Origin of the sequence: Hymenobacter telluris (assembly GCF_017313265.1) — a bacterium.
GTDB classification, from domain to species: Bacteria; Bacteroidota; Bacteroidia; order Cytophagales; family Hymenobacteraceae; genus Hymenobacter; species Hymenobacter telluris.
Genome location: NZ_JAFLQZ010000015.1, coordinates 1 through 12,245, shown reverse-complemented (window position 1 = coordinate 12,245; position 12,245 = coordinate 1). Strand labels below are relative to the sequence as shown.

The window sequence follows — 12,245 nt, the reverse complement described above, 5'->3', positions numbered from 1 at the left end:
GCGGACCTGTAAGGAGCTAAGAAGCTGTTTGATTTAGCGCAAGAGCAGTCAGAACGGTGTAGAGACGCATACTTGCGTCTTGCCGTTGAACAGAATCGGTTGAACGGCCTGCCCGACCAGACGCAAGTATGCGTCTCTACACCCGGATAGCTTTTATAAAGTAAACACTTTGCCGCCTACCATCACCTCTTGCCGCTTTTCATCGAAGGTCGCCTTGAGCCCCGTGTGCGCGGCGGCGGTGGTCATGATATTGGCAATGGAATGGTAGTAGCCGGCCTCGACGGGCGCGTTGGGCTGCTTGCGGCTGCGGACGCACTCCATCCAGTTGCGCACGTGGTTGGAAGTAAGCAAGTCGCCGCCCGTATTGGCCGAAGCCGCCACCGCCGTAGCTTCCGACAAGCTGAACTCGGGCAGCAGATTGGCTTGCATCTGCATTTCGGCGGCGTGCTGTTTGGTCAGGCCCCCCCGCGGAATCACCTTGTTGGTGTTCAGGTTCAGCTCGCCGCCGTTGGAGTAGTAGATTTCGGTGGGCCGCTCGTCGCCGTTGTGCATGCGCGAGCCAAACGTCACCTGAAAGCCGCTGGACGGGTCGTTGGCGGGGCCGTAGTCGAACACGGCCGTGAGGGTATCCCAGTTGCGGCGGCCGTCTTTCCACATGTAAATACCGCCGTTGGCCACCACGCTGCGCGGGTGTTGCAAACCCGTGAACCAGTGCACAGTGTCAATCTGGTGGCTCATCCACTGGCCCGGCAAGCCCGAGGAGTACGGCCAGAACAAGCGGTACTCCAGATACTTACGCGGATCGAAAGCCTCGGCGGGGCGGTTCATCAAAAAGCGTTTCCAGTCGGTGTCGGCTTCCTTGAGCTGGCTGAGCAACGGAATCCGGCGCCAGCGCCCCGGCTGGTTCACGTTCCAGGTTAGCTCCACCATCGTAATCGGGCCAAACTTGCCGGATTTAATGAAGGTATCAGCCGCGTGGTAATTGGCGCCGCTGCGGCGCTGCGAGCCAATCTGCACAATTTGCTTGGACGCTTTGATGGCTTTCAGCGCGGCCCGGTTGTCTTCCATCGTCTCGGCGAAAGGCTTTTCCACGTAGGCGTCGCAGCCGGCTTGCACGGCCTCAATGGCGTGCAGGGCGTGCTGAAAGTCGGCGGTGCCCACAAACACGGCATCCACGCCTTTCCTGGCGTACATCTCCTCATTGTTGCGGTACGCTACCACATCGTGCCCCAGCTTCTCTTTCCACAGGGCCGCGCCTTCCTCCCGGCGCTGTTTCCAGATGTCGGACACGGCCACTACGTCGAAGTTCAACTCCTTGTAGTGGTTCAGAAAGCAGGGCATGTGCGAGTTGCGGTGGCGGTCAGAGAAGCCCACCACGCCCACCCGCACCCGGTCGTTGGCCCCGATAATGCGCTTGTAGCTGCTGGCCGACCAGGAAACCTGCGAGAACATCACCCCGGCGCTGGCCAGGGCAGTGGTTTTAAGAAAATCACGACGCTGATACGACATAAGAACAGGCAATTGAGGGTGGGAAAGGCGGGTAGCTACTTCAGTTCCTTGATTTTGATGCTCCGAAACGACACGTTATTGCCGTGGTCTTGCAGCAGAATGTGCCCGGCCGGCGCCTCCCCGAAGTTCGGCCACACCTTGTATTTGCTGATGGCCACCAGGTCTTTGAACTCCTGGGAGCCGCGCGTGTATTCCAGCACTTTGGCGCCATTCAGGTAGTGTTCCACCCGGTTGTCGGGATACACCACCACGCGCCCCACGTTCCATTCCCCAATTTTGTGAATGAAGCGCGGGTTTTTGTCGGCTTTCTTGAGGTCGTAGAGCGAGGCCAGCGTGCGGTTGCCGTCGCGCCCGAGCTTGGCGTCGGGGTGCAATTCGTCGTCGAGCACCTGGTACTCCAGGCCAATTGCCGACCCCGTGCTTTGCTCGGCCAGCGTTACGAAGTACTTCAGGCCACTGTTGGCGCCCGGCGTCAGCTTGAACTCAAACGACAAATCGAAAGCCTTGTACTGGCCGTTGGTTACAATGTCGCCGCCGTTGGTTGATTCCTTGCCTTCGGCCGGCAGCACGCTCATCGTGCCATCGTTCACCTGCCAGCCTTTGGTAGGAAATGCCGTGCCTTTGGCGCTACGCCAGCCCGCCGAGGATTTGCCGTCGAACAGCAGCTTCCAGCCGTGCTCTTTCTCGTAGGGCGTGAGCATATTGGGCATGAAATTCACCACGTAGATATCGGTGGGGAAGGCGCTGGGCTTGAGGCCGGTAGTCTTGATTTTGATGTTCTTGAAGTACACCTTTTTGCCTTCCTGCTCTTTGGTGGTAATGCCGTGCACCTGCAAGCCGATAAAGCCCTTGGCATCTATAGGGTCCACCACGTAGGCCACGGGCGTGTTGTTCAGCCAGGTTTTCATCTCGTTGCCGATGCACTCCACTTTCACGTGGTTGTACTGCCCCACTTTGAAGAGCGGCTTGGCCTTGGGGTTCAAGTCCAGCGGGTACAGCCACTGCCGGCGCGCCTCATCGTACACGCCTCCCGACCAGCTTCGTTCCGACGGGTCAATTTCCACCTGCCGGCCGTACACCTTGTTCTCGAAACCGGGCGTATTGAAGTGGCTGCGCGTCTGCACGCCGGAGTTGCTGACGTTGCTTTCCAGCATGATATCGAGCTCCAGCTGAAAGTCGCCGTACTCTTTCTCGGTGACCAGAAACGTGTTGCCGGAGTTCATCACCGTTGTCCCCACGATGGCGCCGTTTTCCACTTTATAGTCGGCGGTGCCGGCCAGGCGCTTCCAGCCATTCAGGGTTTTGCCGTCGAACAGATTCTGCCACGTATCGGCAGGAGCGGGGGGCGCCGGGCGGGGCTGCACAAAGGCCATGGAAGCCGCCGTGGCGCAGATAGCGAAGGTTGTAAGCTTTATCAACGTGGTGGGGAAAGGAAGGGTAGAGGATGTGGTGGCGGGCAGGAAGAGTCACTTGCTAAAAGAAGTGAAGCTGTGTACTGCAAATCAGTTTCAAAGCAGTGCGCAGTGCTTGAACGGCGTGTTAGCTTTTGCTGATGGTATGGGTTGCTAAGCTATAGGCAAATACCATTTAACGGCGTGTAAATGGTGGCTTTAATTACGCAATCGTTTACGATGATTTAAGTTACTAGCATTTGGTGAAGGCGCGTTTAAATGATAGGTTGGTTGAGAGGAACAGGAGTAGCAAACCCCCTGCACTCTGTTTTCGGCCGGTAAAATGGCTTCCTGGCTATAGCGGTTTCACGAACGGTGTAGCGGCGGGCTCCTGCCGGTCCGGCGGCTTTTTTCAGCTGTCGGGCCGCTCGAAGTAAGGCGCCGTTGTATACCCGGTGCCGTGCAGGCGGTAACCGGCCCGCCGGCTGAATATAGCCGCCGGACCAGCACGTATACCGTTTGCGAAACGGCTATAGAATTACAGGCTGTTCGGATTGTACCACTGACTAATGATAAAACCCGCTTCACCCAGGCGTATCGTTATGATGCAATGCAGTATCGTTGCCGCGCTCATGTTGTGGCTGCTTCCGGTGGATAAGGCGCCGCTTCGGCCGTTTCAGCTCAGTGGCTACGCGCAGGGCACCACCTACACCATCACCTACTATGCCCCGGATAGCCTCGTTACAAAAGCCGAGGTGCGCCGGCAGCTAGCCGAAATTGATGCTTCGCTTTCGCTCTATCAGCCTAACTCGCTGATCAATCGGTTCAATGAGTCGGCCACTGGAGTGCTGGCTGATGGGCATCTGCGGGTGGTAGCGGGCAAGGCGCTGGACGTGTACCGGCAAACGGATGGGGTGTTTGATGCCACCGTGCAGCCGCTGGTGCAAGCCTGGGGTTTCGGTACGCGCCCCACCGAAACAGCCCCGTCGGCGGCTACCATCCAGGCCATCCTGCCCGCCATTGGCTCCGATAAAATCCAGCTGCGCAACGATTCTTTGGTGAAGAAGGTGGCGGCCGTCCACCTCGATTTAAACGGTATTGCCCAAGGCTACACCGTAGATGTGCTGGCGGCGCTGCTGGAGCGCAAGCACATCCGCAACTACCTAGTGGAGCTGGGTGGCGAGCTACGCGTGCGGGGCCGCAAGCAGCCGGGCGGGCACCGGATGCGCATTGGCATAGAGCGGCCCGATAGCAGCGGCTGGCAACTGCCGGGCATGCAGCAAGTCATTGAACTTGAAGCCGGCGGAATCACGACGTCCGGCAACTATCGTAAATTCAGGCAGGCCGGCACAACTCGAACTGCCCACCTCATCGACCCGAAAAGCGGCTACCCTCTCCGGAACGAAATGATTAGCGTGACGGTGGTAGCCCCCGACGCCATAACCGCCGACGCCTACGACAATGCGCTGATGGGCATGGGGTTGCCGAAAAGCCTGGCCTTTTTGCGCGCCCACCCCAACCTGCACGCTTACATCATCTACCAGCGCCCCAACGGCGCGGTTGCCGACACTGCCTCTCCCGGATTCCACCGCTTAGTCTCCCACCCATGATTCACCTTCCAAGACGTGACTTTCTGAAAACCACGGGCCTGCTAACTGGCGGCCTATTGCTGGGCACCCAGCTAACCGAAGCTTTTGCAACTTCCGTAGCTGGCGACAAACTCAGAATCGGCATTATTGGCTGCGGCGACCGGGGCACCGGTCTGCTCAAAATCTTGCAGGAGCTCCCCGATAAGTACGAAGTAACGGCGCTGTGCGACGAGCTGCCTTTCCGTTTGCGCGATGCCCAAAAGATAGGGGCGGCCAGCAAAGCCAAAACCTACGCCGACTACCGCGCCCTGCTGGAGGCCCGCAACGTAGACGCCGTTATTATTTCGGTGCCGCTGAACCTGCATTTTGCGGTGGCGAAGGCGGCGCTGCTGGCGGGCAAGCAGGTGTACCTGGAAAAAACGATGACCCACAACATCGAGCAGGCCACGGAACTCGTGACGCTGGCCCAGCAGCGCCCCCGCCAGATTCTGCAAGTTGGGCACCAGTACCGCTACTCGCCGCTCTACTACCGGGTTAAGGAGATGATAGACCAGGGCTATTTGGGCAAGGTGACGCAGATTGACTGCCGGTGGGACCGGAACGGCAGTTGGCGGCGGCCCGTGCCTGAGCCGAGCCTGGAGCGCAAAATAAACTGGCGCATGTACCGCGAATACTCCGGGGGCCTGGCCGCCGAACTGCTCTCGCACCAGCTCGACTTCATCCACTGGGCCTTCAATACCACCCCCGATGAAATATTCGGCACCGGCGGCATCGACTACTACAAAGACGGCCGTGAAACCTACGACAACGTGCAAGTGATGGTGCGCTACGCCCGTGAGGGTATGGTGGGTAACTTCGGGGCCACCTGCGGCAACGCCCGCGACGGGTACTTGTTCAAGCTCAAAGGCACGAAAGGCACCATTTCCCTGCTCATCGACCAAGGCATTTACTACCCCGAAAAGGAAACCCTGAAGCAATACGGCACCGTGGACGGCGTGACGGGTGCCACCAAAATCACCTGGGACAAAAACGGTGGCATTCCCATCACCACCGAGCCGTTGAAAGATGGCTCCTGGTACGCGCTGAACGATTTTTACAAGGCCGTGCAAGACAAGAAGCTGCCCGATTCCAATGTATATACAGGGGCGCGGGTGGCGTGCGCCGTGTACCTAGCCAATCAGGCCATCTACAACCACACCATCGAGAAGTGGCGGCCCGAGTTCAATTTCAGCTAACTACCGGCTGGCTTGAAACCCTGAGAAGCTGATTAAGTGAGCAAGTTGTCGGAACGGTGTAGAGACGCATAGTTGCGTCTCGTCGAGCGCGCCGTTCGGCCGACTCTGTTCAACGACGAGACGCAAGTATGCGTCTCTACACCGTTCCGACGACTTGCTTGAATAACTTAAACGGCCACTAGCCCGACGTAGGCACCGGCTTAGGCTTGACTGCAATGCCGGCGGCCAGTATGCCCACGGCCGCGCCCATCACGGCTACCAGCGCGAAGGAAATCCGCAGGCTGAACGCTTCACCCAGCAAGCCAATCAAAGGAGGCCCGAGCAGAAACCCAAAGTAGCCGATGGTGGAAACCAGCGCCAGCGCCACGCCCGGCGACACCGTGCCCGCCTGGCCGGCTGCGGTGTAGGCCAACGGCGTAACCGAGGCAATGCCGAAGCCCACCAGCAGAAACCCCACAATAGCCGTCCCCAGGTACGGAAACAGAATAGCAAGCAGCAGCCCACTGGTGATAAGCGCGCTACTGAGTTGCAGCATTCGGGCGGCCCCGAACCGGTGGGTGAGGTAGTCGGAAATGAAGCGGCCCAGCGCCATGGTGCTCATGCAGGCCACGTAGCCACTCGTAACCCAGGCCGCACTCGGCTGCACGACGCGCTGGAAATACACGCCGCTCCAATCGAACATGCAGCCTTCGCAGAGCATCCCGCAAAACGCAATCAGGCCAATGCGCAGCAGGTAGGGGTCGGGGCGGCGCAAGCTCATGCCGCCGGCTTCAGAGCCGGCATCCTGGCGCACGGTGAACGGGTGGGCCCCCAGAACAATGAGCAGCCCCAGGCCTGCCACCAGCAGAAAGTGGGAGAGGGGCGACTGGTGCCAGCCAATCAGCAACGTGCCGAGCGCCCCACCCAGAAAGCCCGCCAAACTCCACAGCCCATGAAACGACCCCATGATGGGCTTACCGTAGTGCGCCTGCACGTTGATTGCCTGCGTGTTGACGGATACATTCACCAGGTTGCCGGCAAAGCCAAACAGCGCCAGCGCCGGGGCCAGCGTCCAGAACGAGTTGGCCCAGCCCAGCAGCGGCAGAAAAACGGAGTACAACGCCGCGGCTATCAGTACCACCGTGCGGCTGCCCCAGCTGTGCACCAGCCACCCGGCCAGCGGCAGTGCCACCATCGAGCCCACCGGCATAGCGAGTAGTAGCTGCCCAATGTCGCCTTCGCTCAAGCCCAGCTTCAGGCTGATATCCGGAATGCGGGAGGCCCAGCTGGCGAAGCAGATGCCCGCTAGAAAGAAAATGGCCGCTACGGCAATTCGGCTTTTGATGGGGGAAACGGACATGCGCAAGGATTAAATGGCGGCAAAGGTACGCGTAGGCACACAATCGGTTGTGTTTGGCTAGCAGGAATGGTAGCTTGCTGCAAGCGTCCTTTCTTTCCCAATCCCCACCCCACCCTTGTATGCAAAAAGCTTCCGCTTCCTATACCACCTGTAGCGCGGAAATCCGTTCCGCGACGAGCAACGCGAGTTCCTGCGCGCATGGTGCGGTACCGGATACTCGCGTTGCTCGTCGCGGAACGGATTTCCGCGCCGCCATTCTTTCTGCCGTTTGCTTGCTGTTGCTGGCCGCTGTTTCCGCCAAGGCTCAAACGCCCGCCGCACCCGTTACCATGCAGGTGGATTTGGCGAAGCCGAAAGGCCCGCTGTACCCGATGTGGGCCTACTTTGGGTACGACGAGCCCAACTACACCTACATGAAGGATGGGCAGAAGCTGCTCACCGAGCTGGCGGCCCTCAGCCCCAGCACCGTGTACGTGCGCACCCACAACCTGCTTACCACCGGCGACGGTACGCCCGCCCTCAAGTGGGGTTCCACCAACGCCTACACCGAAGACAAGAAAGGCCGGCCCATCTACAACTGGAAAATTGCCGACCAGATTTTCGATACCTACCTGGCGCGCGGCATGAAACCCATTGCCCAAATCGGGTTCATGCCCGAGGCGCTGTCGAGCAAGCCGGTGCCCTACCGCCACCACTGGAAGCCCGGCGACAACTACAACGACATCTACACCGGCTGGGCCTACCCGCCCAAGGACTACAAGAAATGGAGCGAGCTGGTGTACCAGTGGGTGAAGCACTGCGTGGCGCGCTACGGCGAGGCCGAGGTGAAAACCTGGCCCTGGGAGCTGTGGAACGAGCCCAACATCGGCTACTGGAAAGGCACGCCCGAAGAGTATAGCAAGCTCTTCGATTACACCGAGGAAGCTGTGCACCGCGCCTGCCCCGGCGCCCAGCTCGGCGGCCCCGAAACCACCGGCCCCGGTTGGGACAAAGCCGCCGACTTCCTGCGCAATTTCCTGCAGCATTGCGCCACCGGCACCAACTACGCCACCGGCAAAACCGGCACCCGCCTCGATTTCATCACCTTCCACGCCAAAGGCGGCCCGAAAGTGGTAGACGGTCACGTGCGCATGAACATGGGCACCCAGTTCAAGGACCTTACCGAAGGCTTCAAAATCGTGGCCTCGTTTCCGCAGTACAAGGGGCTGCCCATCATCATCGGCGAAAACGACCCCGAAGGCTGCGCGGCCTGCTCCGTGGAGTTGAGCCCGGAAAACGCCTACCGCAACGGCACCATGTATTCCAGCTACACCGCCGCCGCCTACGCGCATCTCTACGAGCTGGCCGACGAATATAAGGTGAACCTGCTGGGCGCGGTCAGCTGGTCGTTCGAGTTTGAAAACCAGCCCTGGTTTGCCGGCTTCCGCGACCTGGCCACCAATGGCGTTGATAAGCCGGTGCTCAACGTGTTCCGGATGCTGGGTTTGATGGGCGGGCAGCGCGTAGCCGTCAGCAACCCCACGGCGCTGTCGTTGCAGGACGTGCGCCAGGGCCAGCAAACCCAGCGCCCCGACATCAGCGCCCTGGCCTCCACCGATGGCCGCTCGGCAAACGTGCTGGTCTGGAACTACCACAACGACGACCTGCCCGCCGCAGCTTCCGAGGTGGAAATCGAGCTGCAAAACCTAGCCGCGTCGCAAGCCCTAGTGCAACATTACCGCATCGACGGTACGCACAGCAACTCCTACACCACGTGGCAGCAAATGGGCTCCCCGCAAAATGTATCGGCCACCCAGCGCACCCAGCTAGAGCAAGCCGGCCAGCTGGCCCTGCTCGATTCGCCGACCTGGGTGAAAACCAAAGATGGCAAAACCACCCTGCACGTCACGCTGCCTCGGCAGGGCGTTTCATTGTTGCGGCTGACGTGGTAGCCTCACCCCCCGGCCCCCTCTCCTAGGGGAGAGGGGGAGCCAAACGACCGTAGCGCCGCCCCGTCGGCTCACGCCTCCGGAACGGCTACCGAATAAACTAGATGCTAGGCAGTAAGGCGAGGATTAGAAAGCTAAAAAGGCCTGTAGCAATAACTACAGGCCTTTTTAACTAGTGATGATATATATGCTGGTAGCCGTTCCGAAGGCGCGAGCCGGCGGGGCGGCGCTACGGTCGTCTGGCTCCCCCTCTCCCCTAGGAGAGGGGGCCGGGGGGTGAGGCCCTAATTAACCCGCAGCGTAGCGGCTTGCAGGGCCGCCAGCACAGTTTGTAACCCTTGCTCGGCATCGTCGCCGAGGTGGATGTGCAACGTGCGACGGTCGTAATCGTGCAGGGCTTTCAGGTCGCCGGCTGCCTGCGCGTTCTGGAACGTACCGAACGTGTAGGAACGGCCGGGCAGTTGCAGGTCCTGCGGGTGGTTTTTGGTGAACTGCACGAACAGCCCGTTGTTGGGGCCGCCCTTGTGGTACTGCCCTGTGGAGTGCAAAAAGCGCGGCCCGTAGCCCGAAGCCGTGGCAATGTGCAGCTGCTCCTGCACCTGCGTCCGGAACTGGTCGAGGCTCTTATTCAGGCTCGGCGTTTCGGTCAGGTAGGCTTGCAAACATAGGAAATTGCCGGGCTGGGCCTGGTCGAAGAAGGCTTGCAGCACCTCCGTAGCCGTGGCGCCCGATACGGCGGTGTAGTACGCCACATCGTTTTCGGTTACCACCGGGGCGTCGCCTTCGGGCAGGCTGCCTTGCTCTTCCACCACTTTCATCAGCGCATCGGTGGCCGTTTTGGCGGCTTGCACGTTGGGCTGGTCGAAGGGGTTGATTTCCAGCACGGCGCTGGCCACGGCAATGGCAACTTCCCAGCGGAAAAACTCCTGCCCGAAATCATAGGCATCTTCGAGCGTGATGCGCACCACGGGGTGGCCAGCTTGCTCCAGGGCTTGCAGCGCCTGCTTGTTGGCTTCGTCTGCTTCGTTCTGGTAGCCCACATACACAAACACCCGGTCGTTGCCGTACAGGGCGGGCTCCCGCACCGGCTCGCCGGCAATCGGCATGATGCCGGTGCCTTGCTTGCCGGTGCTTTCGGCCGTTAGCTGCTCCAGCCACAGCCCGAAGCTGCTCAACGACTCCGGCACAATCAGCGTCAGCTTGTCGCGGCCCTGCTTGGCCAGCACACCCAGCGCCACGCCCAGTTCCACGCCGGGGTTTTGCTCTACGTTGCCGTAAGCGCCACAGGCCCGCATCATCAGAATGGCACGCCCCAGAATTTCGCCGGTGCTCAAGCCGTACATGGCGGCCGGCACCAAACCGAAATAGGTGAGGGCCGAGAACCGGCCGCCTACCTCGGCGAAGTTCAGGAAGATGTGGCGGTAGCCCTGCGCCGTGGCCGACGTCACGAACTTGGAGCCGGGGTCGGTAATGGCCACGAAATTTTCGCCGGCTTTGTCGCCTTTGATTTGCTTGACTTTATCGTAGAAATAGTCGCCAAATGCCAGCGGCTCGGCCGTGGTGCCCGATTTGCTGGCCACAATGAACAAGGTATCGGCCAGCGGCACCGACTCTTCAATCTGACGCACCGTGGTGGGGTCGGTGGTGTCGAGTACCGATACGGGCAGGCCGTTTGCGCCCTGCTCGAAGCTTTCCTTGAACACAATGGGCGCCATCGTGCTGCCGCCCATGCCCATCACTACTACGTGCTTGAAGCCGGCGTCCTTCACTTCCTGCGCAAACTGCTCGATGGCGGGCACGGCCGCTACCATCGTTTCGGCCACGCGCAACCAGCCCATAAAGCTGCGGATGCTTTCCTGCCCTTCGGCGTCCTGCACCCACAAATCGGCCTGCTTGTTCCAGAAGCCTACGGTGAAGTTCTTGCTCTTGAACTCCTTCACTTTGGCATCCACATCGGCCTGGTACTTGCCCAGCGCCAGCTCTGCCGGAGCCGTGGTGAGTTTCAGCGCCTCTACGCGCTTCTTCTCAATCGAGTCCATCAGCTTGGCGAAGGGCTCCTTGAATTTTTTAGCGCCGTCTTCTTCCAATGCCTGCGTTTGCTCTTCCAGGTTGATGCCCAATTCAGGCAGCCGGCGCAGCACGTCGGCAGCTTTGTCGAGGCCATCTTCCAGGCGGTTGGCGGGCTGGCCTTTCTCCCGGAAAATGTCGAGCGTTTCGGTCGGTACGGTATTCACCGTGTTCGGCCCAATCAGGTTCTCGATGTACTTCAGGTCGTCGTACTTCGGGTTTTTGTTGCCGGTGCTGGCCCACAACAGGCGCTGCGTGTCGGCCCCCTTGGCTTGCAGGGCTTCCCAGCGCGGACCCTGGAATATCTCTTTGTAAATCTGGTAGGCTTGCTTGGCGCTCGACAAGGCCACTTCACCCACCATCGACTGCGCCAGCTCGCCTTTCTCACCACCTTCGGCGGCAATCTTTTCCAGCATCGGGTCAATCAGCACGTCAATGCGGCTGAGGAAGAAGCTGGCTACCGAGTCGATGTTGTCGAGGGGCAGGCCGGCTTTCACCCGGTCTTCGAGGCCCGATATGTAGGCTTCGGCCACCAAACGGTAACGCTCCAACCCGAAAATCAGGGTTACGTTGACGTTGATACCTTCGGCAATGAGCCGGCGGATGGCGGGGAGGCCTTCCAGCGTGGCCGGCACCTTAATCATCACGTTCGGGCGGTCCACCGCTTTCCAGAAGCGCATGCCTTCCTCGATGGTGCCTTCGGTGTCGTTAACCAGCGTCGGCGACACTTCCAAACTCACGTAGCCGTCGGACGAGTTGTCGTGGCTGTCGTAGAGCGGGCGGAACAGGTCGCAGGCGTGCTGAATGTCGGCAATAACCATCTCCGTGTAGATTTCGTCGGTGGTTTTGTTTTGCAGCGCCAGGCTTTTGATGGCGCCGTCGTAGTCGTCGGAACCGCCAATGGCCTTCTCGAAGATGGCCGGGTTGGACGTTACGCCGCGCAGGGCCTCGTGGTCAATGCGGCGCTTCAACTCACCGTTAATCAGAATTTTGCGACGGATGAAGTCAAGCCAGATGCTTTGGTTGAACTCGCGGATAGCAACTAATGGGTTCATGACAGGGGAATGGAGTGGAAAGAGGGGATTGGTCGAATATGTAGCGCGGAAATCCGTTCCGCGACGAGCGAAGCGAGTATCTGGCTCCGCGCTAACGCGTAGAAACTCGCTTCGCTCGTCGCGGAACGGATT

7 protein-coding genes are annotated in these 12,245 nt (G+C 59.9%); 3 read left to right on the top strand and 4 right to left on the bottom strand.

What is annotated here, in order from left to right:
- Window positions 1–153: 153 nt before the first annotated feature.
- Both J0X19_RS18410 and J0X19_RS18405 read right to left on the bottom strand, forming a co-directional pair.
- Window positions 154–1,509, bottom strand: a complete 1,356-nt coding sequence (locus tag J0X19_RS18410) for a Gfo/Idh/MocA family protein (protein WP_206985891.1) — start codon at window positions 1,507–1,509, stop codon at window positions 154–156.
- A gap of 35 nt (window positions 1,510–1,544) precedes the next feature.
- A complete protein-coding gene (locus J0X19_RS18405) occupies window positions 1,545–2,927 on the bottom strand; it encodes a 3-keto-disaccharide hydrolase (protein WP_242582963.1) in 1,383 nt (460 codons plus the stop codon).
- A 605-nt stretch (window positions 2,928–3,532) separates the two neighbouring features.
- Here J0X19_RS18405 and J0X19_RS18400 point away from each other — a divergent pair.
- On the top strand, window positions 3,533–4,510 hold the full coding sequence (locus J0X19_RS18400; protein ID WP_206985890.1) for an FAD:protein FMN transferase: 978 nt from the start codon (window positions 3,533–3,535) through the stop codon (window positions 4,508–4,510).
- Entirely contained in the window at window positions 4,507–5,724 is a 1,218-nt protein-coding gene (locus J0X19_RS18395) for a Gfo/Idh/MocA family protein (protein WP_206985889.1), read from the top strand. The genes J0X19_RS18400 and J0X19_RS18395 overlap by 4 nt, the downstream gene beginning before the upstream one ends.
- A gap of 178 nt (window positions 5,725–5,902) precedes the next feature.
- Here the strand turns inward: J0X19_RS18395 and J0X19_RS18390 are convergent, their stop codons facing one another.
- Window positions 5,903–7,063: an MFS transporter gene (locus tag J0X19_RS18390; RefSeq protein ID WP_206985888.1), complete on the bottom strand. Its 1,161-nt coding sequence runs from the start codon at window positions 7,061–7,063 to the stop codon at window positions 5,903–5,905.
- Between the two features lie 119 nt (window positions 7,064–7,182).
- Between J0X19_RS18390 and J0X19_RS18385 the strand changes: the two genes are divergently transcribed.
- Window positions 7,183–8,994 carry a GH39 family glycosyl hydrolase gene (locus J0X19_RS18385; RefSeq protein WP_206985887.1) on the top strand — a complete coding sequence of 604 codons (1,812 nt, stop codon included), beginning with the start codon at window positions 7,183–7,185 and terminating at the stop codon, window positions 8,992–8,994.
- A gap of 281 nt (window positions 8,995–9,275) precedes the next feature.
- Here the strand turns inward: J0X19_RS18385 and J0X19_RS18380 are convergent, their stop codons facing one another.
- Window positions 9,276–12,113: a bifunctional transaldolase/phosoglucose isomerase gene (locus tag J0X19_RS18380; RefSeq protein ID WP_206985886.1), complete on the bottom strand. Its 2,838-nt coding sequence runs from the start codon at window positions 12,111–12,113 to the stop codon at window positions 9,276–9,278.
- Between the last annotated feature and the right edge of the window lie 132 nt (window positions 12,114–12,245).

Excerpts from the sequence above, each read along its gene's own strand:
- J0X19_RS18385 (WP_206985887.1), top strand. The coding sequence starts at position 7,183 with ATGCAAAAAGCTTCCGCTTCCTATACCACCTGTAGCGCGGAAATCCGT.
- J0X19_RS18400 (WP_206985890.1), top strand. The coding sequence starts at position 3,533 with ATGTTGTGGCTGCTTCCGGTGGATAAGGCGCCGCTTCGGCCGTTTCAG.
- J0X19_RS18390 (WP_206985888.1), bottom strand. The coding sequence starts at position 7,063 with ATGTCCGTTTCCCCCATCAAAAGCCGAATTGCCGTAGCGGCCATTTTC.
- J0X19_RS18410 (WP_206985891.1), bottom strand. The coding sequence starts at position 1,509 with ATGTCGTATCAGCGTCGTGATTTTCTTAAAACCACTGCCCTGGCCAGC.
- J0X19_RS18380 (WP_206985886.1), bottom strand. The coding sequence starts at position 12,113 with ATGAACCCATTAGTTGCTATCCGCGAGTTCAACCAAAGCATCTGGCTT.
- J0X19_RS18395 (WP_206985889.1), top strand. The coding sequence starts at position 4,507 with ATGATTCACCTTCCAAGACGTGACTTTCTGAAAACCACGGGCCTGCTA.